Below are 24,870 nucleotides of genomic sequence, written 5' to 3'. Positions count from 1 at the left end.
GAGTGAAACGAGGCTGCGATCTTTTGATTTTGATTTTTCAAGATCAAAAGATCGCAGCCTCGTTTCACTCGACAGCTCCTACAGAGGGCGTGGGTTAAACCTTGGCACTCACCTCACTGCGATTAACCAACGCATCCAACGCATCACTCAACATCGGAGCCTTGTCGCCAACCAACAGGTGCCAAATCCCTCCCTCCAACTGACTCACACCCTGGCAACCCAGCGTTTTCAAATCACACTCCGACAACGCCTTGCCATCCGCCAGTTGCAATCGAATTCGGGTCATGGCGATGCAATCCATCTGCAACACGTTCTCGCCGCCACCCAAAGCGTTCAGCCATTGCTGTGCTTCTGAATTCGCCACCGCAGCAGGTTTCGGCGCATCGATCACCGCAGCGGGGGAGGAAATTATCGCGCGCCCCAACGCAGGCATCGCCAAGCGAATCTCATCGGCAATGCTGTCCGCCATCGGCCCGACCACTACCTGCAAACTCCCACCCTTGCCCGGACGCACAACCGCCATCGCACCCAGTGCTTTCAACTCCGCATCGTTTGCCTTGTTGCGATCCACCATGTCCAGCCGCAACCGAGTGGTGCACGCACCCACGGTGATCAAATTCTGCGCACCACCCAGCGCCTTGATGTAAGCCCCGGCCCGTTCATTCTCAGCGACGACTACTTTGTCGCCATTCAGAACATCTTCACGCCCCGGCGTCTTCAAGTTGAACCGACGAATGCAGAAATCAAACACCACGTAGTAGATCAACGCATACGCCAGGCCGACCGGTACCATCAACCAGCCGTTGGTGGATTTTCCCCAGCCGAGAATCATGTCGATCAAACCACCGGAAAACGTAAACCCGAGGTGAATGTTCAGCAGGTTGGTGATCGCCATCGACAGCCCAGTCAGCAACGCATGCACTAGATAAAGCAGCGGCGCGAGGAACATGAAGGCGAATTCGATTGGCTCAGTCACTCCCGTCAAAAATGACGTCAGCGCCATCGACAGAAAGATCCCGCCCATGACCTTGCGGCGTTCCGGCAAAGCATTGCGGTACATCGCCAGGCACGCGGCGGGCAGACCGAAGATCATCATTGGGAACATGCCGGTCATGAACTGGCCGCCCTTCGGGTCACCGGCGAAGTAGCGCGACAAGTCGCCGGTGACGATGGCGCCCGTGGTCGGGTCGGTAAAGTTACCGAAGACGAACCACGCCATGTTGTTGAGGATGTGGTGCAGCCCGGTGACGATCAGCAGGCGGTTGAACACGCCGAAGACGAACGCGCCGAAGCTGCCGCTTTCCATCATCAACGTGCCGAAGCTGTTGATGCCGTGTTGGATCGGCGGCCAGATCAAGCCAAAGATGACGCCCAGGCCGACGGCGGCGAACCCGGTGACAATCGGCACGAAGCGCCGGCCGCCAAAGAACGCCAGGTACTCCGGCAGTTTGATGTCCTTGAAACGGTTGTACAGCGCGCCCGCCATCAAGCCGCTGACGATCCCGGCGAGCATGCCCATGTTGATGCTCGCGTCGAGCACCTTGAGGGTGGAGATCATCACCAGGTAGCCAATCACCCCGGCGAGGCCTGCGGTGCCGTTGTTGTCCTTGGCGAAACCGACCGCGATGCCGATGGCGAAGATCATCGCCAGGTTGGCGAAGATGACTTGGCCGGCGTCGTGGATGATTGCGATGTTCAGCAGGTCGGTGTCACCCAGACGCAGCAACAGGCCAGCGATCGGCAGGATCGCGATCGGCAGCATCAGCGCGCGGCCGAGGCGCTGCAGGCCTTCGATGAAGTATTGGTACATGGCGGTTCTCCCTGTGTTCTTTTTGTTTTAGAGCTGTTGTTGTTCAGCTCAGAGGCCATTGCTGGTGACAGGCGTGACGCACCGCAGCGGCGCTGCTCAACTTGAGCAGGTCGTGGTTGATGCGTCGGCATTCGCTTGCGTCCAGGTGGCGGACGCGGTCCTTGATTTCACCGATCTGCACCGGGCTGACCGACAACTCGCTGACGCCCAGGCCAATCAAAACCGGCGTGGCCAGCGGATCGGAGGCGAGCGCGCCGCAGACACCGACCCAACGGTTATGCACCGCAGCACCCGCGCAGGTCTGGGCGATCAATCGCAGCAATGCCGGGTGCATGGCGTCGACCCGCGAAGCGAGGCCGGCGTGGTCGCGGTCCATGGCCAGGGTGTATTGCGACAAATCGTTGGTGCCGATGGACAGGAAGTCCGCATGTTCGGCCAGTTGCTCGGCCAGCAGCGCGGCGGCCGGGACTTCAATCATCACGCCCAGCTCTGGACGTTCAAGCACACCGAGTTCAGTGCACAACGCGTCGAGACGCTGGCGGATGTGCAGCAACTCATCGACTTCGGTCACCATCGGCAACAGGATCCGACAGCGCGACAGTGGACTGACGTGCAGCAGCGCGCGCAATTGCTGATCGAGGATTTCCGGGCGGACCTGAGCCAGGCGAATACCGCGCAGGCCGAGCACTGGATTGGCCTCAGCTGGCAGCGGCAGGTAGTCGAGTTGTTTGTCGCCGCCGACGTCGATGGTGCGGATGATCACCGACTTGTCGCCCATGGCGTCGAGCACGGCTTGATAGGCGGCGCGCTGCTCCTCTTCGTCCGGTGCGATGTTGCGATCCACAAACAGAAACTCAGTACGCAGCAAGCCGACGCCGTCGGCGCCATTGGCCAAGGCATCAACCGCTTCAGCGCTGGAGGCCACATTGGCGGCGACTTCAATCTGCAAACCGTCGAGCGTCAGCGCCGGGGTGTGAGCCTGAGCCAGTTGCTCGGCGCGGCGCTGTTGATGATCGAGTTGTGCCTGATGCACTTCGGCCAAACGTTCGGCATTTGGCATCAGTTCGAGGCGACCGCCATCGGCATCCAGCACAACCGCTTGGCCTTGCTGCTGATCCAGCAGCGTCGAACCCAATGCAACCATGCACGGCAAGCCTTTGCCGCGAGCGAGAATCGCCACGTGGGAAGTCGCGCCGCCCTCGGCCATGCACAACCCGGCGACACCTTGCTGGCTCAGTTGCAGCAGATCGGACGGCGTCAGTTCATGCGCGGCGACGATGGCGCCGGCCGGCACGTCGTAGTGCCAGGTTTCGCCGAGCAGGGCACGCAGCACGCGTTGTTTGAGGTCGCACAGATCGTTGGCGCGCTCTGCCAGCAGCGGGCTGCCGAGTTGCTGGAGCACCTCGCACTGCACGTCGATTGATTGGCTCCAGGCATGGGTCGCGGCCATGCCCTGGTCGATGGAAGTGTTCGCAGCGTTCAGCAACGCCGGATCTTCGAGCAAGGCGAGGTGCGCGGCGAAGATCGCTTCTTCGTCGATGTTTTTATGTTTCCTGGCTTGGGCCAGCGTGTGGTCGATTTCACTGCGCACAACGGTCAACGCGGTGTCGAGAACGAGCAGCTGTTGCTCGGGATCATGATTGCCGGCATCCACCGGCAGGCTGATGGCGGTCAAGCGGAACAACGGCCCGCCAACCAAACCGGGAGCTGCACAAACACCGTGCAGCACGCCCGCTTCGGCAGATCGAGTGCGTCGGGCAATCGGTGTCGGCGCGGCGGCGTGGCTGTCTTCGGCCAGCGCTGTGGATAACGCGATCAGCAACGCTTGCAACGCGGCTTCGGCGTCCGGGCCCTGGCAACTGACCTGAACCTCGTCCTGCTCGCCGATGGCCAAACCCATCAGTCCGATCAAGCTGTCGCAGGTCGCCGATTTGCCAGCGAAATGCAGTTGCGATTTGCTCTTGAAACCTTGCGCTGTCTGACGAATCAGCGCTGCCGGACGAGCATGCAAACCGCCACGATGGGCGATGCGAACGTAGCCATGAATTTCTTCCCCGGAGAGCTCCGCTTCAGCCTGCGCCCCCGACGCGTGCCGACGAATGATGTGCAGCAATGGCTCGCCAACTTTCACCGGCTTCAGCGTGATCGGCCGCGCCTGAAAGTCCTGGCTGTTGGTCAGGATCATCAAACTGACGAGGCTTTTGCACTGCTGCGCGACCTTGTCCAGGTCATAGCGCAACAGCGGCTGGCCGTTGCTGACCCGCGCACCTTCCTTGACCAGCATCGAGAAGCCTTCGCCCTGCAGCTCGACCGTGTCGAGGCCCAGGTGCAGCAGCAATTCGGCACCGTTGTCGGCACGCAAGGTGATGGCGTGGCCGGTGCGCGCGACGTGCACCACGACGCCGGCGCACGGGGCGTGGAGGGTGTCGTTCAGCGGATCGATGGCGATCCCGTCGCCCATGGCGCCGCTGGCGAACACCGGGTCCGGGACTTTGGCGAGCGTCAGCACCGGGCCGCTGAGCGGGGCGCTGAGGGTCAGCTCTTTATTATTGTTGTGCATGGCTCGGTCTCATCAGTAAAAAACTACGGTTCGGATCAACTCGCCCGGCCCCTCTCTTGTAGGAGCTGTCGAGTGAAACGAGGCTGCGATCTTTTGATTTTGTTTTTCAAAGGCAAGATCAAAAGATCGCAGCCTCGTTTCACTCGACAGCTCCTACAGGGGGCTGTTAGTGGGTGCGCGTCACTTTGCTCAAGTGCCGCGGCTGGTCCGGGTCCATGCCTCGGGCCACAGCCAAACCGGCGGCCATGACGTAGAAACTCTGGATGGCCAGAATCGGGTCGAGGGCCGGGTGCTCGGCGCGGGTCAGGGTGAGGTCGCGTTCGGTAATGTCATCCGGTGCGGCCAGCAATACGCGGGCACCGCGCTGGCGCATGTCGGCGGCGAGGCTCAGCAAACCGGCCTGCTCGGCGCCGCGAGGGGCGAAGATCAGCAGTGGATAATTTTCGTCGATCAACGCCATCGGGCCGTGACGGACCTCGGCGCTGCTGAAGGCTTCGGCCTGGATCGCCGAGGTTTCCTTGAATTTCAACGCGGCTTCCTGGGCGATGGCGAAACCGGCGCCACGGCCAATCACCATCAGGCGCTGGCAATCGCGCAAGGCATCGATGGCCAGACTCCAGTCCTGTTTCGCCGCCTCGCGCAAACCTTCTGGCAGCGCGAGGCCGGCCTCCAGCAATTCCACGTCCTCTTTCCAGAGGGCGATCAGACGGGCGCTGGCGCTGAGGGTGGCGATAAAACTCTTGGTCGCGGCGACGCTGCTTTCGGTGCCGGCACACAGCGGCAAGCTGAACTCACACGCGGCCTCCAGCGGCGAACTCTCGGCGTTGACCATCGAGATGCTCAGGGCGCCGCGCTTGCGCAGCAGACGCATGCTGTTCACCAGGTCGGGACTTTGGCCGGACTGCGAGAAGGCGAACGCCACTTGGCCACTGACCTTCAACGGCGCTTGTAGCATGGTCACTACTGACATCGGCAGCGACGCCACCGGGAAGCCCAATTGCTGCATGGTCAGGTAGGCGAAGTAACTGGCGGCATGATCGGAGCTGCCACGGGCCACGGTCATCGCCACTTGCGGCGGCTGACGGCGCAGGCGCGCGGCGATCTCGATCATCTGCGGGTCGAGTTGCTGCAATTGGGCTTGCACGGCCTCGAATGAGGACAGCGCCTCTTCAAGCATTTTTGAAGTCAATGTCTTCTCCTTCGACCATGACGGCGGTCAGTGTGAGTGAGCGATCGAGCCGCACGCAGTCGGCCCAGGCACCGGGTTGCAGGCGCCCGCGTTCGGTGAGGCCGAGGTAGTCGGCGGGGAATTGCGAAAGACGTTGCGAGGCCTCGGCGATCGGCAAACCGATCTTCACCAGATTGCGCAGGGCCTGATCCATGGTCAGGGTGCTGCCGGCCAGAGTGCCGTCGGGCAAGCGCACACCGCCCAGGCATTTGGTCACGGTGTGGCTGCCGAGCTTGTACTCACCGTCGGGCATGCCGGCAGCGGCGGTGGAGTCGGTGACGCAATACAGGCACGGGATTGAGCGCAGGGCCACGCGGATGGCGCCGGGGTGCACGTGCAGCAAATCCGGAATCAGTTCGGCGTATTTGGCGTGAGCCAGTGCCGCGCCGACGATGCCTGGCTCGCGGTGATGCAGCGAGCTCATGGCGTTGTAGAGGTGGGTGAAACTGCTGGCGCCGGCGTTCAGCGCGGCAACACCTTCCTCGTAGCTGCCGAGGGTGTGGCCGATTTGCATCCGCACACCGCGAGCGCTGAGGTCACGGATCAAGGCGTCGTGGCCGGCGATTTCCGGGGCAATGGTGATCACCCGGATCGGCGCCAGTGCCAGATATTCTTCGACTTCGGCCATCAATGCGGTGTGGGCGAAATTCGGTTGGGCGCCGAGTTTACCGGGGTTGATGTACGGGCCTTCGAGGTGCACGCCGAGGACTCGGGCGCTGCCTTTCGGGCGCTGTTCGCAATATTCGCCGACGGCTTTGAGCACGCTGGAAATTTCTGCAGGCGGCGCGGTCATAGTGGTCGCCAGCAGCGACGTCGTGCCGAAACGCACGTGGGTTTTGGTGATGGTCTCGAAAGCTGGCGCACCTTCCATGATGTCTTTGCCGCCGCCGCCATGAACGTGCAGGTCGATGAAACCCGGCAGCAGGTAAGGCAGGTCGTTGTCGGCCGGATCGCACGGTTGGCCTTCGATCGACACGACCTTGCCGTGTTCGTGAATCAGCCGGCCGCGAACCCAGCCGTGGGCGGTGAGGATGTTGTCTTCGGACATGATCGGTTCTCGTTTGCTCGTTTGGCAACGAAGCTCTTTATCGACGGAGCCTTTTATCTACGAAGCTCTGCGACAAAGTCGTAGTAGTCGTTGCGGCAATAGGTGTCGGTGACTTCGATCGGCGTGTTGTCTTCCAGGTAACCGACCCGGGTCATCAGCAGCATGGCGGTGCCGGGGGCGATGCCCACCAGGGCGGCGAATTCATCCGAGGCGTTGATCGCCTGAATGTGCTGCAGGGCGCGGACGATCGGCTTGCCGATGCTGTCGAGGTATTCGTACAGGGAGTCGCCCACGGCTTGCGGCTTGGGAATGATCGAGGCGGGCAGGGTGCTCATCTCGATCGCCATCACCGTGTCGTCGGCTTTACGCAGACGCTTGAGCCGCGCGACCTTGTCGTTCGGCGAGAGGCCCAGGCGGATCAGTTCTTCGTGGGTCGGCGGAGTGATTTCACGCTCCAGCCATTGCGAGCCGGGGACGAAGCCTTTCAGGCGCAGCATCTCGCTGAAACCCGAGAGGCGAGACAGCGGTTGTTCCAGGCGCGGGGTGATAAAGGTGCCGGAACCCTGGTTGCGACGAATCAGGCCTTGCTCGAACAGAACTTCCAGCGCCTTGCGGGCGGTGACGCGGGAGATGCCCAGCATTTCGCTGAGGTTGCGCTCCGACGGCATGGCCTGTTCGGCTTTCCACTGGCCGGCATGGATCGCCGCTTCCAGATTGCGCGCCAGTTGCAGGTACAACGGCGTGGGCTGGGTGTCGTCAGGGCGTAGGGCCTGGAGGTCATTCATGTAGGTTTGGTCCGATGCGGATATTGGAGTGTTGTCGCCCGGTGGTGGGATGAAACCTAATACCACTTAAATACCATGTCAATGAGACCACTTTGCTCAAGGCGCGCAAAAGCTTGCCCTGCCGGATGGCTGAAAGCATGATTGGTTTTAAGTGGTATTAGAGGTGGGGGTTTTGAAAGCAAAGATCGCAGCCTGCGGCAGCTCCTACCGATGGGAGTGGTATCTACCCGGTAGGAGCTGCCGAAGGCTGCGATCTTTTGAATTTATTTTGCGATGAGCGACCGAAGGTAGCCGTTACGGACGGATTTCGATCATCGTGCCGTCCGGCACCAAACCCCAAACCTCGCGCATGTCCATGTTGCGCATGGCAATGCAGCCGTCGGTCCAGTCCAGTGTGTGGAACAGGTCTTCGGGGTTTTCTTCAGTGTCCGGGGTGCCGTGGATCATGATCATGCTGCCGGGCTCGACGCCTTCACGCCGGGAGCGCGCGGAGTCGCTGATGTTCGGGTAGGAGATGTGCATCGCCAGATTGAATTTATCGCTGACCTTGCGCCAGTCTAGCCAATAGAAACCTTCAGGCGTGCGTTTGTCGCCTTCCATCAGCTTCGGCCCCTTGGGGCGTTTGCCCAAGGAAATGCGATAGGTCTTGAGCGGCTTGCCGTCATTGATCAATTGCAATTGGTGGGCGGACTTGAGCACGAGAACTTTTTCGATGACTTTGCCGTCCAGGGTTTCAGCGACGGAAGCCTGGGAGACAGCGACGAACAACAAGCAAAACACGGCAAGCAACCAGCGCATTGAAACGATATCCCTAAGAGGTGTCGCGACTATTTAGTTATAGGTGATTTTAGAACAAGGAGCTTTATGTGTTGGCAGGCTGAGCAAGCGGCGGGATCGACTCGGACCGCACGGGGTAGACCTCGGTCCGCCGGTCAGCGAAGAAGCATTCTAAGGTACGGCCCACCGTGCGGAAAGCCAGCTCGGACCAAGGGATGTCGGCTTCTTCGAAAAGCGCTACTTCCAGGCTCTCGGGACCAGCGGAAAAGTCCAGGTCCACCAGCTCGGCGCGGAAGAACACATGCACCTGGCTGATGTGCGGCACGTCGATCAACGTATAGATGCTCAGGTTGCGCACCCGCGCGCAGGCTTCTTCGGCCGTCTCGCGAATGGCCGCCTGCTCGATGGTTTCACCGTTTTCCATGAAGCCGGCGGGCAGGGTCCAATAACCGAGCCGAGGCTCGATGGCGCGGCGGCACAACAAGACCTTGGAGCCCCAGGTCGCCACGCAACCGGCGACGATATTGGGGTTCTGGTAGTGAATCGCCTGACAGCTGTCACAGACAAAACGCAGGCGCGAATCGCCCTCTGGAATGCGCTGGGTTACCGGGTTGCCGCACTGACTGCAAAATTTCATGCTTGGGTTCCTGAATGCTGCGCCTATCTTGGCGTGCGGCGGTGTCTGTCGGCAAGTTGTCGTTTAGCGACATGCAGTGGTTATGGGGTTGGGCGGTCGGTTCGATTGGTGCATGATGCGAGGTAGAGAACAAATCGAGAAGACTCATGCTGGACGAGCTACTTCACCGGGTAAGCAACCACACCCCACGCACACTGGAAACCGATAAACGTTTCCCCGAGGCCGCAGTGCTGGTGCCCATCACCCGCAGTGACGAGCCGGAACTGGTTCTGACCCTGCGCGCCAGCGGGCTCTCGACCCATGGCGGCGAAGTCGCCTTTCCCGGCGGGCGACGCGACCCTGAAGACCCGGACCTTATTTTCACCGCCCTGCGCGAAGCCGAAGAAGAAATCGGCCTGCCGCCGGGGCTGGTCGAAGTGATCGGCCCGCTGAGCCCGTTGATCTCCCTGCACGGCATCAAGGTCACACCCTATGTCGGTGTGATTCCGGACTTTGTCGAGTACCGGGCCAACGATGCCGAGATTGCCGCAGTCTTCAGCGTACCGCTGGAGTTCTTCCGCAAGGATCCGCGCGAACACACCCATCGCATCGATTACCAGGGTCGCAGTTGGTACGTGCCGAGCTATCGTTATGGCGAGTACAAAATCTGGGGCCTGACGGCGATTATGATCGTCGAGTTGATCAACCTGCTCTATGACGCGAAAATCAGCCTGCATCAGCCACCCAAGACGTTTATCAACACCTGAAGCCATCGCCCGTATGGCGTGAACCCCGCTTTTTGCAAGTGAGCCAGCCTGGCCTTGAGGACACTAAGATGAAATATCGCCTGGGCGACGCCCGCGTCGAAACCCATCCGCAGAGCTGGGTCGCCCCCAATGCCGTGCTGGTGGGCAAGGTCAAACTGGAAGAGGGCGCCAACGTCTGGTTCAACGCTGTGCTGCGTGGCGACAACGAACTGATCCTGATCGGCAAGAACAGCAACGTCCAGGACGGCACGGTGATGCACACCGACATGGGTTACCCGCTGACCATCGGCGCCGGCGTGACCATCGGCCATAACGCCATGCTTCATGGCTGCACGGTGGGCGATTACAGCTTGATCGGGATTAACGCGGTGATCCTCAACGGCGCGAAAATCGGCAAGAACTGCATCATTGGCGCCAACTCACTGATCGGTGAGGGCAAGGTGATTCCAGACGGTTCGCTGGTCATGGGCTCCCCCGGCAAAGTGGTGCGCGAGCTGACCGAACCGCAGAAAAAAATGCTGGAGGCCAGCGCTGCTCACTATGTGCATAACTCGCAACGTTATGCCCGCGATCTGGTTGAGCAGGAAGAATGAGTACGCCCGAGCGCCCGGTTCGATCGCCTTGCGTGAATATCTGCGCGCTGGACGAGGATGATATTTGCACCGGGTGTCAACGCACAGTGGAAGAGATCACGCGCTGGAGCCGGATGGACAACGAGGAGCGCCGCCAGGTCTTGGGGTTGTGTCATGAGCGGGCTAAATCCAGCGGGATACTCTGGATGATCGGCAAGACTCCTAACCTGTAGGAGCTGCCGAGTGCAACGAGGCTGCGATCTTTTGATCTTGCCTCTAAAAAACAAGGTCAAAAGATCGCAACCTCGTTGCACTCGTCAGCTCCTACGGTACCCTGTGCGCCAAATTGACAGGTATTCCGCCACCTCATGCTCTTCCTGATCGCTTACATCAGCAGCGTCGTGCTGATCAACTTCGCCTTTTCCACCGCTCCGCACCTGGACATCATCTGGTCGGCCTGGGGTGGTTTGGTGTTCGTTTTGCGCGACATGGTGCAAACCCGTTTCGGCCATGGCGCGATCGCGGCGATGCTGGCGGCGCTGGTGTTGTCCTATGTGACGTCCGATCCCTCCATCGCGCTGGCCAGCGCCACGGCGTTCGCGGTGTCCGAATGCATCGATTGGCTGGTGTTCAGCATCACCAAGCGTCCCTTGCACGACCGCCTGTGGATAAGTTCGGCCCTGAGCATTCCCCTCGATACCTTCATCTTCTTCGGCATGATCGATGCGTTCACTCCTGGCGTGATCCTCACCGCCATGGGCTCGAAGTTCGCCGGCGTGACCGCCGTGTGGTTGATCATGGCCTGGCGCTTGCGCAAACAGGCCGTCGTCAGCTGAAGCCAAACCCACAGGTTCATGTAAAATGCCGCGCTTTCTCCCCATGGGAAGCGCGCCAGGCGTTGCGACCCTCGATGATCCGCTTCTTGAGGACCTGAGATGACCCGTATCGGAACTCCATTGTCGCCAACCGCGACCCGCGTATTGCTGTGTGGCTGTGGCGAGTTGGGCAAGGAAGTGGTGATCGAGCTGCAACGCCTGGGCGTTGAAGTGATTGCCGTGGATCGCTACGCCAATGCACCGGCCATGCAAGTAGCCCATCGCAGCCATGTGATCAACATGCTCGACGGCGCCGCCCTGCGTGCCGTGATCGAAGCCGAAAAGCCGCACTTCATCGTGCCGGAAATCGAAGCTATTGCCACCGCGACCCTCGTGGAGCTGGAAGCCGAAGGCTTCACCGTGATCCCGACTGCTCGCGCCGCGCAGCTGACCATGAACCGCGAAGGCATCCGTCGCCTGGCCGCCGAAGAGCTGGACCTGCCGACCTCGCCGTACCACTTCGCCGACACCTTTGAGGATTACAGCAAGGCTGTCGAAGACCTCGGCTTCCCATGTGTGGTTAAACCGGTGATGAGCTCGTCGGGCAAAGGCCAAAGCCTGCTGCGTAGCGTCGATGATGTGAAGACGGCTTGGGATTACGCTCAAGAAGGCGGCCGTGCCGGTAAAGGCCGCGTGATCATCGAAGGCTTTATCGACTTCGACTACGAAATCACCCTGTTGACCGTGCGTCACGTGGGCGGCACTACGTTCTGCGCGCCAGTCGGCCACCGTCAGGAGAAGGGCGACTATCAGGAATCCTGGCAGCCACAAGCCATGAGCCCGATTGCCCTGGCCGAATCCGAGCGCGTTGCCAAAGCCGTCACTGAAGCCTTGGGTGGCCGTGGTTTGTTTGGTGTCGAGCTGTTCATCAAAGGTGATCAAGTCTGGTTCAGCGAAGTCTCGCCGCGTCCACATGACACCGGTCTGGTGACGTTGATTTCCCAGGACCTGTCGCAGTTCGCGTTGCACGCACGGGCGATTCTGGGTCTGCCGATTCCATTGATCCGTCAGTTCGGTCCATCGGCTTCGGCGGTGATTCTGGTGGAAGGGCAGTCGACTCAGACGGCTTTCGCCAATCTCGGTGCTGCGTTGAGCGAACCGGATACGGCGTTGCGTCTGTTCGGCAAGCCTGAGGTGAATGGTCAGCGCCGGATGGGTGTGGCGTTGGCGCGTGATGAGTCGATCGAATTGGCTCGTGCCAAGGCGACCCGTGCTTCTCAGGCTGTTGTAGTCGAGCTGTAAACCGAGGCGCGGCAATCGCTAGCAGGCTAGCTCCCACAGGGTTATTGGTTGGTCACAGATTTTGTGTACACCCAGTTTCCATGTGGGAGCCAGCCTGCTGGCGATGCTTTTGATTCAGGCAACCCGATTCAAATCGTTATGCCGCGTTTCCTTCAGGCATAGCACGGCAATCAAGCTCAGCACCGCCGCCCCCGACACATACCCGCCGACATAACTCAAACCGCCCATCGCCACCAGCTTCTGTGCGAAGAATGGCGCCGCCGAAGCCCCGACAATGCCGCCCAGGTTGTAGGCCGCCGACGCACCGGTATAACGCACGTGGGTTGGAAACAGCTCCGGCAGCAGCGCGCCCATCGGCGCAAACGTCACGCCCATCAGAAACAGCTCGATGCACAGGAACAACGCCACGCCCCAGGTCGAACCTTGGGTCAGCAGCGGCTCCATCAGGAAGCCGGACAGAATCGCCAGCACACCGCCGATGATCAGCACCGGTTTGCGCCCGTAACGATCACTGGCCCAGGCGGACAGCGGGGTGGCGGCAGCCATGAACAATACGGCGAAGCACAGCAGCCCGAGGAAGGTTTCGCGGCTGTAACCCAGTGTCGACACGCCATAGCTCAGCGAAAACACCGTCGAGATATAGAACAGCGCGTAGCACACGACCATCGATCCGGCACCCAGCAACATCGGCGCCCAATATTGGCTGAACAGCTCGACCAGCGGGATCTTCACCCGCTCCTGGCGAGCCATTGCGTTGGCAAACACCGGGGTTTCGTGAAGCTTGAGGCGCACGTACAGACCGACCATCACTAGCGCGGCACTGAGCAGGAACGGAATCCGCCAGCCCCACGAGCGGAACTGCTCGTCGTTCAGGGTCATTGCCAGCGTCAGAAACAGCCCATTGGCCGCGAGGAAGCCGATCGAGGGGCCAAGCTGCGGGAACATGCCATACCAGGCGCGTTTGCCCTTGGGTGCATTCTCGGTGGCCAGCAACGCCGCACCGCCCCATTCACCGCCGAGCCCCAGGCCCTGGCCGAAGCGCAGCACGCAAAGCAGGATCGGCGCCCAGGCCCCGATGCTGTCGTAACCCGGGAGCACGCCGATCAGCGTGGTGCATACGCCCATCAGAAGCAGCGAGGCAACCAGTGTCGATTTGCGCCCGATGCGGTCACCGAAGTGGCCGAAAAGCGCCGATCCCAGTGGTCGAGCCAGGAAGGCGATGCCGAACGTGAGGAACGCCGACAGCATCTGGGCCGTGCCGGAGGTTTGCGGAAAAAACACCGGACCGATCACCAGCGCAGCGGCCGTGGCATAGACGTAAAAGTCGTAGAACTCGATGGCGGTGCCGATGAAACTCGCGGTCGCCACGCGGGTAGCGGAGTTCGTCGGTTGCGCAGGTGCGGTGTCGTTATAAGTCGTGCTGGTCGTCATGCGGTTATCCCTGACAGTCATGTGCCCCAGTGGAGCGAATTATTATGGTCGAACACCCAGGGATGTGGGCTTAACGCGGAGTGCGGGTAGCACTTGGGTATGGCGGGGCTTGGGTAAGCGGCTCGATTATAGGAAGGAGGCTAACGATCAAACAAGAGGCCAAGGACTGGCGATGACAATAAGTGACTAAGGGCTGGCAATGCAGTTGTGGCGAGGGGATTTATCCCCGTTGCGTTGCGAAGCAGCGCCAAAATATTTGCAACTGGATTTTATCTGACAAACCTTACTTGAAGTCTTGGGGCTGCTTTGCAGCCCAACGGGGCGGTGCGACGTTTCGCTAAATCCCCTCGCCACAGATAAATCCCCTCGCCACAGGGGAGGTGCCAAGGTTTAGATAACGACTGGAACCAAGCTGGTATGCCAGATCAGTACGCGACTGACGCGATTGTCTTCAGTCTCCAGAATCTCCAGCCGATAACGCCCGATCTTCAGGCATACCGCACTGTCCGGAATCGTTTCCAGCGCCTCGGTCACCAACCCGTTGAGGGTTTTCGGACCGTCGCTGGGCAAGTGCCAGCCCAGGCTCTTGTTCAATTCGCGAATCGACGCCGCCCCTTCGATCACCAGGCGGCCATCGGCTTGTGGGTGGATGTGCGGGTTATCCAGGCTGTGCTGGCTTTCGAACTCGCCGACGATTTCTTCGAGAATGTCTTCCAGAGTCACGACACCGAGCACTTCGCCGTACTCGTCGACCACCATGCCCAGGCGTCGCTGTTGTTTGTGGAAATTCAACAGCTGCAGTTGCAACGGGGTGCTTTCAGGCACGAAGTAGGGGTCGTGACAGGCTGCCAGCAGTGCTTCTCGGGTCAGACTGGCGTCGGACAGCAGATGGCGGATCTGCCGGGTATTGAGCACTGCCTCGACCTGATTGATGTCGCTGTGGAAAACCGGCAAGCGTGTGCGTTTATTGGCGCGAAGCTGCTCAATGATTTCCTCGAGGGAGTCGTCCAGATTGACCCCGTCGACGTCACTGCGAGGCACCAGAATGTCGTTGACCGTGATGTTGTCCAGCGCATGGATGCCTGACAGCGGGTGTGGGCGGCAGGCGGCGTGTTCGTGATCGTCGAGCCGATCGTTCGGCGCCTCGTCTTCGCTCTGCTGCACCACTTTGACTTTGCGGGCGAACGGTCGCATCAGCAGCTGGCTTATGCCATTGAGCAACCAGGCGGCGGGATAGATGATTTTCAGTGGTGCGCCCAGCAAGGTGTTGCCCAGGGCCAGGACGGCGTCTGGATAACGGACGGCGAGGGTGCGCGGCAGGTAGTCGGCGAACACCAGAAGCACGGCGCCAGCCCCCAGGAAAGCCACCCACGGACCGTTTTCCGCCCAAGTGAAAATCGCCAGCAAGGTGCTGATGACCACGACCAGTGCGCGGCACAGGGTGTTGCAGAGGATCAGGCTATTGAGCGAAAAGCTCAGTTTTGCCACCGGCTTGTCGCTCGAACGCGAAGCTGTCCGTTGGGCGAGCAAGTACTGTTGCGCAGCTTCGATGGCGGTAAACAGCCCCGACCATAAAATCAGCAGGGCCACTACCGCGAGCATCGGCCCTATGGGCAAGTCGTCCATTAATGCCGCCCGTCAGATATGCAGGATGTATTCACGAACCAGCTTACTGCCGAAATAGGCCAGCATCAGCAGGCAGAAACCGGCGAGGGTCCAGCGAATGGCCTTGTGTCCGCGCCAGCCGAGGCGATTACGGCCCCATAGCAGCACGCTGAAGACGATCCAGGCGAGGCATGCCAGCAAGGTTTTGTGCACCAGGTGCTGGGCGAACAGGTTGTCGACGAACAGCCAGCCGGAGATCAGCGACAGCGACAGCAGGGTCCAGCCGGCCCAGAGGAAACCGAACAGCAGGCTTTCCATGGTTTGCAGCGGCGGGAAGTTCTTGATCAGGCCCGACGGGTGCTTGTGCTTGAGCTGATGGTCTTGAACCAGCAGCAGCAACGCCTGGAACACCGCGATGGTGAACATGCCATAGGCGAGGATCGACAGCAGGATGTGGGCGAGGATGCCCGGTTCTTCGTCGATGATCTGCACTGTGCCGGCGGGGGCGAACTGTGCGAGCAGCACGGTGGCGGCGCCGAGCGGGAACAGCAATATAAGCAGGTTTTCCACCGGGATCCGTGAGCAGGCCAGCAGCGTCAGGGCAATCACCGCGGCGGCAATCAGGCTGGCGGCGCTGAAAAAATCCAGGCCCAGGCCAATCGGTGTCAGCAGGTGGGTGAACAGACTGGCGCTATGAGCCAGCACGGCGAGCACGCCGAGCGTGACCAGCAGGCGTTTGTTCGCCTTGGCACCGGTGGCCAGACGAGTGCCCTGATAGAGGGTCGCAGCGGCATATAAGCAGGCGGCGGCGAGGGTAGTTAGCAAACTGGGTGACAAGGGGAGCATAAATCCTGTTAGGCAAGCCCGAAAGGCGCTGAGTTTGGCATAGAACCCCCGCAGCACGAAAGACCATGCAACCTGACGACGAGGTGTCCGCCAGACGCAGTCTTCGCTATAATCCGCGACCTGCCCACGCCGCAGGCTCGCCGAGCACATGTTTATTCCGGTCTGGGCCGCCATTATCCCGGTCTACACAGGGCCTGAAAGGATCGCGCAATGTTTGAAAACTTAACCGACCGTCTCTCGCAGACGCTGCGCCATGTCACCGGCAAGGCCAAGCTGACCGAAGACAACATCAAAGACACCCTGCGCGAAGTGCGCATGGCGTTGCTCGAAGCTGACGTCGCCTTGCCGGTCGTCAAGGACTTCGTCAATTCGGTCAAGGAACGCGCCGTCGGCACTGAGGTGTCGCGCAGCCTGACGCCGGGCCAGGCCTTCGTGAAGATCGTCCAGGCCGAACTCGAAAGCCTGATGGGCGCGGCCAACGAAGACTTGAACTTGAGCGCCGTTCCTCCCGCCGTCGTGCTGATGGCCGGTTTGCAGGGTGCGGGTAAAACCACCACCGCCGGCAAACTCGCGCGCTTCCTCAAAGAGCGCAAGAAGAAGTCGGTCATGATCGTGTCTGCGGACGTTTACCGTCCGGCGGCGATCAAGCAGTTGGAAATGCTCGCGGGTGAAGTCGGCGTAACCTTCTTCCCCTCCGACCTGAGCCAGAAGCCGGTCGACATCGCGCAAGCGGCTATTAAAGAAGCAAAACTGAAATTCATCGACGTGGTCATCGTCGATACCGCCGGTCGCCTGCACATCGATGAAGAGATGATGGGCGAGATCAAGGCGCTGCATGCCGCGATCAACCCGGTCGAAACGCTGTTCGTGGTCGACGCCATGACCGGTCAGGACGCCGCCAACACGGCCAAGGCCTTTGGCGACGCGCTGCCGCTGACCGGTGTGATCCTGACCAAGGTCGACGGCGACGCCCGTGGCGGTGCTGCACTGTCGGTGCGCGCCATCACCGGCAAACCGATCAAGTTCATCGGTATGGGCGAGAAGAGCGACGCGCTCGAGCCGTTCCATCCTGAGCGTATTGCTTCGCGCATCCTCGGTATGGGCGACGTGCTCAGCCTGATCGAGCAGGCCGAACAGACCCTCGACAAGGACAAGGCCGACAAACTGGCCAAGAAGCTGAAGAAGGGCAAGGGCTTCGACCTCGAAGACTTCCGCGATCAGCTGCAACAGATGAAAAACATGGGCGGCCTCGGCGGCCTCATGGACAAACTGCCAAATATCGGCGGCATGAACCTGGCGCAAATGGGCAACGCTCAGGGTGCGGCAGAGAAACAATTCAAGCAGATGGAAGCCATCATCAATTCCATGACCCCGGCCGAGCGCCGCGACCCTGAGCTGATCAGCGGTTCGCGCAAACGCCGGATCGCCATGGGTTCCGGCACTCAAGTGCAGGACATCGGTCGCTTGATCAAGCAGCACAAGCAGATGCAGAAGATGATGAAGAAGTTCTCCGCAAAAGGCGGAATGGCCAAAATGATGCGCGGCATGGGCGGTATGTTGCCCGGCGGCGGCATGCCGAGAATGTAAATAATTTACGCAGGGGCTTGCCCTTGCACCTCCCACACGGAAGTGGGATCTCCAGCAAACCCGCACTTGGCGGGAGCTGACTGGCCGTTTTCAACGACGGCTCTATAGCAAATCTTGATGGCGGCCGATAGGCAGCCGGAAAAAGACATTTGCAAAAGTCCGGATATTCCTTAGAATATGCGGCCTTTCGGGCACCTATGCCCGCTGTGCCTTTAGATTTGCAGCACCGACTACAGGAACGATGTTCACATGCTAACAATCCGTCTTGCCCTTGGCGGCTCCAAAAAGCGCCCGTTTTACCACTTGACCGTAACCGACAGCCGCAACCCGCGCGACGGTTCGCACAAGGAACAGGTTGGTTTCTTCAACCCTGTTGCTCGTGGTCAAGAAGTCCGTCTGTCCGTGAACCAAGAGCGCGTAGCCTACTGGCTGAGCGTTGGTGCACAACCTTCTGAGCGTGTTGCTCAGTTGTTGAAGGATGCATCTAAGGCTGCGGCCTGAGCAATATGAACGCGACGCCTGCCATTGCTGATGATTTGATCGTTATCGGCAAGATTTATTCTGTTCATGGCGTTCGCGGCGAAGTGAAGGTGTATTCCTTTACTGATCCGACTGAAAACCTGTTGCAGTACAAAACCTGGACGCTCAAGCGCGAAGGTAATGTGAAACAGGTCGAGCTGGTCAGCGGACGCGGGAACGACAAGTTCCTGGTCGCAAAGCTCAAGGGTCTTGATGATCGTGAAGAAGCGCGTCTTCTGGCCGGTTATGAGATCTGCGTGCCGCGCAACCTGTTCCCTGAATTGACCGACGGCGAGTACTACTGGTACCAGCTGGAAGGTCTGAAGGTCATTGATCAACTCGGGCAATTGCTCGGGAAAATCGATCATCTTCTGGAAACCGGCGCCAATGATGTAATGGTGGTCAAGCCTTGCGCTGGCAGCCTGGATGATCGCGAACGCCTGTTGCCCTATACGGAGCAATGCGTGTTGGCCGTCGACCTTGCCGCAGGCGAGATGAAGGTGGAATGGGATGCGGACTTCTAAGCGTGGCTAACTTGCGCGTAGAAGTGATCAGTTTGTTTCCCGAGATGTTCTCCGCCATCAGCGAGTACGGCATCACCAGTCGTGCGGTGAAACAGGGGCTCTTGCAGCTCACCTGTTGGAATCCGCGAGACTACACGACGGATCGACATCACACTGTGGACGATCGCCCATTTGGCGGTGGTCCGGGCATGGTGATGAAGATCAAGCCCCTGGAAGATGCGTTGGTTGAGGCCAAGGCAGCAGCCGGGGAGGCGGCGAAGGTAATTTACCTGTCCCCCCAAGGCCGTCAACTGACTCAGTCGGCGGTACGCGAGTTGGCGAATCTGGATGCATTGATCCTGATTGCCGGCCGCTATGAAGGCATTGACGAGCGTTTTATAGAGGCTCATGTCGATGAAGAGTGGTCGATTGGCGACTATGTACTGTCTGGCGGCGAGCTGCCGGCGATGGTCCTGATCGATGCGGTTACACGACTGCTGCCTGGAGCTTTAGGGCATGCGGACTCCGCCGAGGAAGATTCCTTTACGGATGGTTTGCTGGATTGCCCGCACTACACCCGACCGGAGGTGTATGCGGATCAGCGTGTTCCCGACGTGTTGCTAAGTGGCAATCACGCGCATATCCGGCGTTGGCGTTTACAGCAGTCCCTTGGTAGGACCTTTGAACGACGCGCCGATCTTCTGGAAAGCCGCTCGCTTTCTGGAGAAGAGAAGAAGCTGCTCGAGGAATACATCCGCGAGCGGGACGATAGTTAACAACGTATCGATGGTAGATCCGACGATTTACCTTAGGAGCACAGCATGACTAACAAAATCATCCTTGCACTCGAAGCAGAGCAGATGACCAAAGAGATCCCTACCTTTGCCCCGGGCGACACCATTGTCGTTCAGGTGAAAGTGAAGGAAGGCGACCGTTCGCGTCTGCAAGCGTTCGAAGGTGTTGTTATCGCCAAGCGTAACCGCGGCGTAAACAGTGCTTTCACCGTTCGTAAAATCTCCAACGGTGTTGGCGTAGAGCGTACTTTCCAGACCTACAGCCCGCAAATCGACAGCATGGCCGTTAAACGTCGCGGTGACGTACGTAAAGCCAAGCTGTACTACCTGCGTGACCTGTCCGGTAAAGCAGCTCGCATCAAGGAAAAACTGGCTTAAGTCCAGCTTCCGATGCAGAAAAAAGCAGCCTACGGGCTGCTTTTTTGTTGCCTGCGATTTATCTTCCCTGACCGTACTGTCGGTCTTGCTTGAGCCTTTATGCCCGCCATCGATCATCCACTGATAGACCAATTCCTCGACGCTCTGTGGCTGGAGAAAGGTCTTTCCGATAACACCCGCGATGCCTATCGCAGCGACCTGGCCCTGTTCAACGGCTGGCTGCAGGAGAAGGGGCTGGAATTGATCAACGCCGGCCGCGAATTGATCCTCGATCACTTGGCCTGGCGTCTGGAGCAAAACTACAAACCCCGCTCGACGGCGCGATTTCTCTCTGGCGTGCGTGGCTTCTATCGCTACTTGCTGCGGGAAAAGCTGATTGCAGTCGATCCGACCTTGCGTGTCGATATGCCGCAGCTGGGTCGACCACTGCCTAAATCCTTGTCGGAAGCGGATGTGGAGGCCTTGTTAAAAGCACCTGACCTGAGCGAAGCCATCGGCCAGCGTGACCGCGCCATGCTCGAAGTGCTTTATGCCTGCGGCTTGCGTGTGACGGAACTGATCAGCCTGACGCTGGAGCAGGTCAATCTGCGCCAAGGCGTGCTGCGAGTGATGGGCAAGGGCAGCAAGGAGCGGCTGGTGCCGATGGGCGAGGAGGCGATTGTCTGGGTCGAGCGTTACCTGCGCGATGGCCGCCAGGAGCTGCTAGGTGGGCGTCCCAGCGATGTCATGTTCCCCAGCCAGCGCGGCGAGCAAATGACTCGGCAGACCTTCTGGCATCGCATCAAGCACCAGGCCAAGGTTGCCGGGATCGGCAAGTCGCTGTCGCCGCACACCTTGCGCCATGCCTTCGCCACGCACCTGCTCAACCACGGCGCCGACTTGCGGGTAGTGCAAATGCTGCTCGGCCATAGCGACCTGTCGACCACGCAGATCTACACCCACGTCGCCCGCGCCCGCTTGCAGGACCTGCACGCCAAACACCATCCACGCGGCTGAGCGATTTGTGATCTGCTTTTCTGTGGGAGCGAGCTTGCTCGCGATGAGGCCCGTACATCCAATATTAATGTTGCCTGACACACCGCTATCGCGAGCAAGCTCGCTCCCACAGAAAGCTGACGGCACCCGCGATGTGTTGCATCACCCGCATTCGGCCACAGGGGCCTTATGTGGTAGGCTTTGCCGGTTTGCACGATGGGCGTTTATGACCCGGTGTTTCGGCACGGGCGTTCTGATCGACCCATTTGTCCGCCTTCAGGAGTTCTCATGCGTCTGACCCAGATTTTCGCCGCCGCAGCCATTGCGTTGGTCAGCACCTTTGCCGTCGCCGATGACGCGGCCGACAAAGCCATTCGTAAAAGCCTGGAAAACCTCCAGCTCGAAGTACCGGTAGAAAGCATCTCCGCCAGTCCGCTGCCGGGTCTGTACGAAGTCAAACTGCAAGGCAGCCGCGTGCTCTACGCCAGCGCCGACGGTCAATACGTGGTGCAGGGCTACATGTTCCAGCTCAAGGACGGCAAGCCGATCAACCTGACCGAGAAGACCGAACGCCTGGGCGTGTCCAAACTGGTCAACGCAATCCCGGTCGCGGAAACCGTGGTCTACCCGGCGATCGGCGAAACCAAATCGCACATCACCGTATTCACCGACACCACCTGCCCGTATTGCCACAAGCTGCACGCCGAAGTGCCTGAGCTGAACAAGCGCGGCATCGAAGTGCGTTACGTCGCGTTCCCGCGCCAGGGCCTTGGCTCGCCGGGTGACGAACAGCTGCAAGCGGTCTGGTGCTCGAAAGACAAGAAAGCCGCCATGGACAAGATGGTCGACGGCAAGGAAATCAAGGCCGCCAAGTGCGATAACCCGGTTTCCAAGCAGTTCGCCCTCGGTCAGTCGATCGGCGTGAACGGTACACCGGCCATCGTTTTGGCCGACGGCCAAGTCATTCCGGGCTACCAGCCTGCGCCACAAGTCGCCAAACTGGCGCTGGGCGCGAAGTAAATTCGCATCGTCACGGTCAGCCATTGACGATCATGGTTCGGCGGCAGCGTTCGCCGAGCCATTAATAGAGAGCCGCGAGCATGCGGTTGTTTTCACGGCCGGCCTTGAGTCGGCCGTTTTATGGGGAGTTCACAGTGAAACCGGTCAAAGTAGGCATCTGTGGGTTAGGGACCGTCGGTGGCGGTACCTTCAACGTACTTCAGCGTAACGCCGAGGAAATTGCTCGTCGTGCCGGGCGTGGAATCGAAGTGGCACAAATTGCCATGCGCACGCCAAAGCCTCAGTTCCAGACGACCGGTATTGCGATTACCAACGATGTCTTCGAAGTGGCCACGAACCCTGAGATCGACATCGTCATAGAGCTGATGGGCGGCTATACCGTTGCCCGCGAGCTGGTACTCAAGGCCATCGAGAATGGCAAGCATGTGGTCACCGCGAACAAGGCACTGATTGCCGTTCACGGTAATGAAATTTTCGCCAAGGCCCGGGAGAAGGGCGTGATTGTGGCGTTCGAAGCCGCCGTGGCCGGTGGCATTCCGGTGATCAAGGCGATCCGTGAAGGCCTGTCGGCCAACCGCATCAACTGGGTCGCCGGCATCATCAACGGCACCGGTAACTTCATCCTCACCGAAATGCGTGAGAAGGGCCGGACTTTCGAAGACGTACTCGCCGAGGCACAAGCCCTGGGTTACGCCGAGGCCGATCCGACCTTCGACGTTGAAGGCATCGACGCGGCCCACAAGCTGACGATCCTGGCGTCCATCGCGTTCGGTATTCCGCTGCAGTTCGACAAGGCCTACACCGAAGGCATCACCAAGCTGACCACCGCTGACGTGAACTACGCCGAAGCGCTGGGCTATCGCATCAAGCATCTGGGCGTGGCGCGCAGCACCGCGGCCGGCATCGAACTGCGCGTACACCCGACGCTGATCCCGGCCGATCGCCTGATCGCCAACGTCAACGGCGTGATGAACGCGGTGATGGTCAACGGTGATGCCGCCGGTTCGACCCTGTTCTACGGCGCTGGCGCTGGCATGGAGCCGACCGCTTCGTCGGTGATCGCCGACCTGGTGGACGTGGTTCGCGCCATGACTTCCGACCCGGAAAACCGCGTACCGCACCTGGCCTTTCAGCCGGATTCGCTGTCGGCCCACCCGATCCTGCCGATCGAGGCCTGCGAAAGCTCCTATTACCTGCGCATCCAGGCCAAGGACCATCCAGGCGTGTTGGCGCAGGTGGCGAGCATCCTGTCGGAGCGCGGCATCAACATCGAATCGATCATGCAGAAGGAAGTCGAAGAACACGACGGCCTGGTGCCGATGATCCTGCTGACTCACCGCGTGCTGGAACAGCACATGAACGACGCGATCGCCGCCCTGGAAGCCTTGGCGGGCGTAGTCGGTCCGGTCGTACGGATCCGCGTCGAGCACCTGAACTAAGTCGTTATCGTTCACCGGGCTCGCCTGCGGGCCCGGGTTTGCGAACACTGTCTATTGGAGCCAGTCATGCGTTATATCAGTACCCGCGGCCAGGCACCGGCCCTGAATTTCGAAGACGTCCTGCTGGCCGGTCTGGCCACGGACGGCGGTCTGTACGTCCCGGAAAACCTGCCACGATTCACCCAGGAAGAAATCGCTTCCTGGGCCGGCCTGCCGTATCACGAACTGGCCTTCCGGGTGATGCGCCCGTTCGTCACTGGCAGCATTCCCGATGCCGATTTCAAAAAGATTCTGGAAGAGACTTACGGCGTGTTTTCCCACAACGCCGTAGCGCCATTGCGTCAGCTGAACGGCAACGAATGGGTGCTGGAGCTGTTCCACGGCCCGACCCTGGCGTTCAAGGACTTCGCCCTGCAACTGCTGGGTCGTCTGCTCGACTACGTGTTGGAAAAACGCGGTGAGCGCGTGGTGATTGTCGGCGCTACGTCCGGCGACACCGGTTCGGCCGCCATCGAAGGCTGCAAACACTGCGAAAACGTCGACATCTTCATCCTGCACCCGCACAACCGTGTGTCCGAAGTGCAGCGTCGCCAGATGACCACTATTTTCGGCGAGAACATCCACAACATCGCCATCGAAGGCAACTTCGATGACTGCCAGGAAATGGTCAAGGCCAGCTTCGCCGACCAGAGCTTCCTCAAAGGCACGCGCCTGGTTGCCGTGAACTCGATCAACTGGGCGCGAATCATGGCCCAGATCGTTTACTACTTCCATGCAGCCCTGCAGTTGGGCGGCCCGGCACGTTCGGTGTCGTTCTCGGTACCGACCGGCAACTTTGGCGACATTTTCGCCGGCTACCTGGCGCGCAACATGGGCCTGCCGATCAACCAGTTGATCGTCGCCACCAACCGCAACGACATCCTGCACCGCTTCATGAGCGGCAATCAGTACGTCAAGGACACCCTGCACGCCACGCTGTCGCCGTCGATGGACATCATGGTGTCGTCGAACTTCGAACGCCTGCTGTTCGACCTGCACGGTCGTAACGGCGCAGCGGTTGCCGGTTTGATGGACACTTTCAAGCAGGGTGGCGGTTTCAGCGTCGAACAGGAGCGCTGGACCGAGGCCCGCAAGCTGTTCGATTCGCTGGCCGTGGATGACGCTCAAACCTGCGAAACCATTGCCGAAGTTTTTGAGCAAACCGGCGAACTGCTGGATCCACACACCGCCATCGGCGTGAAGGCGGCGCGCGAGTGCCGTCGCAGCCTGGATATCCCGATGGTGATCCTCGGTACGGCGCATCCGGTCAAATTCCCGGACGCAGTGGAAAAAGCAGGCGTAGGAAAAGCGCTCGAACTACCTGCACATCTTTCTGATTTGTTTGAGCGAGATGAGCGCTGCACCGTGCTGCCAAATGACCTGAAAGCCGTGCAGGCCTTTGTCAGCAAGCATGGCAACCGCGGCAAGCCTCTGTAACCAATTAAATCTGTCAC

Annotated in this window: 24 protein-coding genes; 14 read left to right on the top strand and 10 right to left on the bottom strand. The window is 59.9% G+C overall.

Annotated features, from left to right (window positions below; all coding sequences use genetic code 11):
- Positions 1-94: 94 nt before the first annotated feature.
- The 7 genes from nagE to ACA059_RS26065 all read right to left on the bottom strand — a co-directional run bounded on the left by nagE (position 95) and on the right by ACA059_RS26065 (position 8,845).
- Complete coding sequence (gene nagE, locus ACA059_RS26095; RefSeq protein WP_497631506.1) at positions 95-1,810, bottom strand: N-acetylglucosamine-specific PTS transporter subunit IIBC; 1,716 nt, start codon at positions 1,808-1,810, stop codon at positions 95-97.
- Between the two features lie 43 nt (positions 1,811-1,853).
- Positions 1,854-4,370 carry a phosphoenolpyruvate--protein phosphotransferase gene (ptsP, locus tag ACA059_RS26090; RefSeq protein WP_497631505.1) on the bottom strand — a complete coding sequence of 839 codons (2,517 nt, stop codon included), beginning with the start codon at positions 4,368-4,370 and terminating at the stop codon, positions 1,854-1,856.
- Between the two features lie 166 nt (positions 4,371-4,536).
- Positions 4,537-5,559 (bottom strand): SIS domain-containing protein, encoded by a 1,023-nt coding sequence (locus ACA059_RS26085; protein ID WP_497631504.1) that lies wholly within the window; start codon positions 5,557-5,559, stop codon positions 4,537-4,539.
- Positions 5,540-6,646 (bottom strand): N-acetylglucosamine-6-phosphate deacetylase, encoded by a 1,107-nt coding sequence (nagA, locus tag ACA059_RS26080; RefSeq protein WP_497631503.1) that lies wholly within the window; start codon positions 6,644-6,646, stop codon positions 5,540-5,542. The genes ACA059_RS26085 and nagA overlap by 20 nt, the downstream gene beginning before the upstream one ends.
- A gap of 53 nt (positions 6,647-6,699) precedes the next feature.
- On the bottom strand, positions 6,700-7,431 hold the full coding sequence (locus tag ACA059_RS26075; protein ID WP_033056403.1) for a GntR family transcriptional regulator: 732 nt from the start codon (positions 7,429-7,431) through the stop codon (positions 6,700-6,702).
- A gap of 294 nt (positions 7,432-7,725) precedes the next feature.
- On the bottom strand, positions 7,726-8,229 hold the full coding sequence (locus tag ACA059_RS26070) for a L,D-transpeptidase family protein (RefSeq protein ID WP_497631502.1): 504 nt from the start codon (positions 8,227-8,229) through the stop codon (positions 7,726-7,728).
- 64 nt (positions 8,230-8,293) lie between these two features.
- Positions 8,294-8,845 carry an NUDIX hydrolase gene (locus ACA059_RS26065; RefSeq protein WP_415759255.1) on the bottom strand — a complete coding sequence of 184 codons (552 nt, stop codon included), beginning with the start codon at positions 8,843-8,845 and terminating at the stop codon, positions 8,294-8,296.
- A 146-nt stretch (positions 8,846-8,991) separates the two neighbouring features.
- Here ACA059_RS26065 and ACA059_RS26060 point away from each other — a divergent pair, with 146 nt between their 5' ends.
- The 5 genes from ACA059_RS26060 (at position 8,992) to purT (ending at position 12,280) form a co-directional block, all read left to right on the top strand.
- Positions 8,992-9,591, top strand: coding sequence for a CoA pyrophosphatase (locus tag ACA059_RS26060; RefSeq protein WP_056743377.1), 600 nt, complete (start codon positions 8,992-8,994; stop codon positions 9,589-9,591).
- A 68-nt stretch (positions 9,592-9,659) separates the two neighbouring features.
- Positions 9,660-10,184, top strand: a complete 525-nt coding sequence (locus ACA059_RS26055; protein WP_497631501.1) for a gamma carbonic anhydrase family protein — start codon at positions 9,660-9,662, stop codon at positions 10,182-10,184.
- Positions 10,181-10,396, top strand: coding sequence for a DUF1289 domain-containing protein (locus tag ACA059_RS26050; protein ID WP_497631500.1), 216 nt, complete (start codon positions 10,181-10,183; stop codon positions 10,394-10,396). Before ACA059_RS26055 ends, ACA059_RS26050 begins: the two co-directional genes overlap by 4 nt.
- Before the next feature lie 135 nt (positions 10,397-10,531).
- The gene (locus tag ACA059_RS26045) at positions 10,532-10,999 is read left to right on the top strand and encodes a preQ0 transporter (protein ID WP_497631499.1); all 468 of its coding nucleotides are present in this window, start codon (positions 10,532-10,534) and stop codon (positions 10,997-10,999) included.
- Positions 11,000-11,098: 99 nt separating this feature from the next.
- On the top strand, positions 11,099-12,280 hold the full coding sequence (gene purT / locus ACA059_RS26040; protein ID WP_497631498.1) for a formate-dependent phosphoribosylglycinamide formyltransferase: 1,182 nt from the start codon (positions 11,099-11,101) through the stop codon (positions 12,278-12,280).
- 114 nt (positions 12,281-12,394) lie between these two features.
- On the opposite strand, the gene ACA059_RS26035 is transcribed toward purT, so the two are convergent.
- The 3 genes from ACA059_RS26035 to ACA059_RS26025 all read right to left on the bottom strand — a co-directional run bounded on the left by ACA059_RS26035 (position 12,395) and on the right by ACA059_RS26025 (position 16,162).
- Complete coding sequence (locus ACA059_RS26035; protein WP_497631497.1) at positions 12,395-13,711, bottom strand: MFS transporter; 1,317 nt, start codon at positions 13,709-13,711, stop codon at positions 12,395-12,397.
- 390 nt (positions 13,712-14,101) lie between these two features.
- The gene (locus tag ACA059_RS26030; protein WP_497631496.1) at positions 14,102-15,337 is read right to left on the bottom strand and encodes a transporter associated domain-containing protein; all 1,236 of its coding nucleotides are present in this window, start codon (positions 15,335-15,337) and stop codon (positions 14,102-14,104) included.
- A 12-nt stretch (positions 15,338-15,349) separates the two neighbouring features.
- On the bottom strand, positions 15,350-16,162 hold the full coding sequence (locus tag ACA059_RS26025; RefSeq protein WP_046053341.1) for a cytochrome C assembly family protein: 813 nt from the start codon (positions 16,160-16,162) through the stop codon (positions 15,350-15,352).
- A 210-nt stretch (positions 16,163-16,372) separates the two neighbouring features.
- Here ACA059_RS26025 and ffh point away from each other — a divergent pair, with 210 nt between their 5' ends.
- The 9 genes from ffh to thrC all read left to right on the top strand — a co-directional run bounded on the left by ffh (position 16,373) and on the right by thrC (position 24,853).
- The gene (gene ffh, locus ACA059_RS26020) at positions 16,373-17,749 is read left to right on the top strand and encodes a signal recognition particle protein (RefSeq protein ID WP_497631495.1); all 1,377 of its coding nucleotides are present in this window, start codon (positions 16,373-16,375) and stop codon (positions 17,747-17,749) included.
- Positions 17,750-17,998: 249 nt separating this feature from the next.
- Positions 17,999-18,250, top strand: a complete 252-nt coding sequence (gene rpsP / locus ACA059_RS26015; RefSeq protein ID WP_010463010.1) for a 30S ribosomal protein S16 — start codon at positions 17,999-18,001, stop codon at positions 18,248-18,250.
- A gap of 5 nt (positions 18,251-18,255) precedes the next feature.
- Positions 18,256-18,792: a ribosome maturation factor RimM gene (rimM, locus tag ACA059_RS26010; RefSeq protein ID WP_010463008.1), complete on the top strand. Its 537-nt coding sequence runs from the start codon at positions 18,256-18,258 to the stop codon at positions 18,790-18,792.
- Positions 18,774-19,547, top strand: coding sequence for a tRNA (guanosine(37)-N1)-methyltransferase TrmD (gene trmD, locus ACA059_RS26005; RefSeq protein WP_497631494.1), 774 nt, complete (start codon positions 18,774-18,776; stop codon positions 19,545-19,547). The genes rimM and trmD overlap by 19 nt, the downstream gene beginning before the upstream one ends.
- 45 nt (positions 19,548-19,592) lie before the next feature.
- On the top strand, positions 19,593-19,943 hold the full coding sequence (gene rplS / locus ACA059_RS26000; RefSeq protein ID WP_003175895.1) for a 50S ribosomal protein L19: 351 nt from the start codon (positions 19,593-19,595) through the stop codon (positions 19,941-19,943).
- Positions 19,944-20,042: 99 nt separating this feature from the next.
- Entirely contained in the window at positions 20,043-20,939 is an 897-nt protein-coding gene (gene xerD, locus ACA059_RS25995) for a site-specific tyrosine recombinase XerD (RefSeq protein ID WP_008151625.1), read from the top strand.
- A 267-nt stretch (positions 20,940-21,206) separates the two neighbouring features.
- The gene (dsbC, locus tag ACA059_RS25990) at positions 21,207-21,938 is read left to right on the top strand and encodes a bifunctional protein-disulfide isomerase/oxidoreductase DsbC (RefSeq protein WP_109628141.1); all 732 of its coding nucleotides are present in this window, start codon (positions 21,207-21,209) and stop codon (positions 21,936-21,938) included.
- A 134-nt stretch (positions 21,939-22,072) separates the two neighbouring features.
- Entirely contained in the window at positions 22,073-23,377 is a 1,305-nt protein-coding gene (locus ACA059_RS25985; RefSeq protein WP_046048339.1) for a homoserine dehydrogenase, read from the top strand.
- Positions 23,378-23,443: 66 nt separating this feature from the next.
- Positions 23,444-24,853: a threonine synthase gene (thrC, locus tag ACA059_RS25980; protein WP_497631493.1), complete on the top strand. Its 1,410-nt coding sequence runs from the start codon at positions 23,444-23,446 to the stop codon at positions 24,851-24,853.
- The last annotated feature ends 17 nt before the right edge of the window (positions 24,854-24,870 follow it).

The organism is Pseudomonas sp. LBUM1647 (genome assembly GCF_059716175.1).
Note: the sequence above shows the minus strand (reverse complement) of the source record. Positions and strands in the feature narration are given on the sequence as shown.

Coding starts and splice junctions, on each gene's coding strand:
- thrC (WP_497631493.1), top strand. CDS start 23,444: ATGCGTTATATCAGTACCCGCGGCCAGGCACCGGCCCTGAATTTCGAA.
- nagE (WP_497631506.1), bottom strand. CDS start 1,810: ATGTACCAATACTTCATCGAAGGCCTGCAGCGCCTCGGCCGCGCGCTG.
- dsbC (WP_109628141.1), top strand. CDS start 21,207: ATGCGTCTGACCCAGATTTTCGCCGCCGCAGCCATTGCGTTGGTCAGC.
- nagA (WP_497631503.1), bottom strand. CDS start 6,646: ATGTCCGAAGACAACATCCTCACCGCCCACGGCTGGGTTCGCGGCCGG.
- ACA059_RS26050 (WP_497631500.1), top strand. CDS start 10,181: ATGAGTACGCCCGAGCGCCCGGTTCGATCGCCTTGCGTGAATATCTGC.
- ACA059_RS26025 (WP_046053341.1), bottom strand. CDS start 16,162: ATGCTCCCCTTGTCACCCAGTTTGCTAACTACCCTCGCCGCCGCCTGC.
- rplS (WP_003175895.1), top strand. CDS start 19,593: ATGACTAACAAAATCATCCTTGCACTCGAAGCAGAGCAGATGACCAAA.
- ACA059_RS26060 (WP_056743377.1), top strand. CDS start 8,992: ATGCTGGACGAGCTACTTCACCGGGTAAGCAACCACACCCCACGCACA.
- ffh (WP_497631495.1), top strand. CDS start 16,373: ATGTTTGAAAACTTAACCGACCGTCTCTCGCAGACGCTGCGCCATGTC.
- ACA059_RS26045 (WP_497631499.1), top strand. CDS start 10,532: ATGCTCTTCCTGATCGCTTACATCAGCAGCGTCGTGCTGATCAACTTC.
- ACA059_RS26065 (WP_415759255.1), bottom strand. CDS start 8,845: ATGAAATTTTGCAGTCAGTGCGGCAACCCGGTAACCCAGCGCATTCCA.
- ACA059_RS26070 (WP_497631502.1), bottom strand. CDS start 8,229: ATGCGCTGGTTGCTTGCCGTGTTTTGCTTGTTGTTCGTCGCTGTCTCC.
- ACA059_RS26055 (WP_497631501.1), top strand. CDS start 9,660: ATGAAATATCGCCTGGGCGACGCCCGCGTCGAAACCCATCCGCAGAGC.
- ptsP (WP_497631505.1), bottom strand. CDS start 4,370: ATGCACAACAATAATAAAGAGCTGACCCTCAGCGCCCCGCTCAGCGGC.
- purT (WP_497631498.1), top strand. CDS start 11,099: ATGACCCGTATCGGAACTCCATTGTCGCCAACCGCGACCCGCGTATTG.
- ACA059_RS26075 (WP_033056403.1), bottom strand. CDS start 7,431: ATGAATGACCTCCAGGCCCTACGCCCTGACGACACCCAGCCCACGCCG.
- ACA059_RS26030 (WP_497631496.1), bottom strand. CDS start 15,337: ATGGACGACTTGCCCATAGGGCCGATGCTCGCGGTAGTGGCCCTGCTG.
- rpsP (WP_010463010.1), top strand. CDS start 17,999: ATGCTAACAATCCGTCTTGCCCTTGGCGGCTCCAAAAAGCGCCCGTTT.
- rimM (WP_010463008.1), top strand. CDS start 18,256: ATGAACGCGACGCCTGCCATTGCTGATGATTTGATCGTTATCGGCAAG.
- ACA059_RS26035 (WP_497631497.1), bottom strand. CDS start 13,711: ATGACGACCAGCACGACTTATAACGACACCGCACCTGCGCAACCGACG.
- xerD (WP_008151625.1), top strand. CDS start 20,043: ATGCCCGCCATCGATCATCCACTGATAGACCAATTCCTCGACGCTCTG.
- trmD (WP_497631494.1), top strand. CDS start 18,774: ATGGGATGCGGACTTCTAAGCGTGGCTAACTTGCGCGTAGAAGTGATC.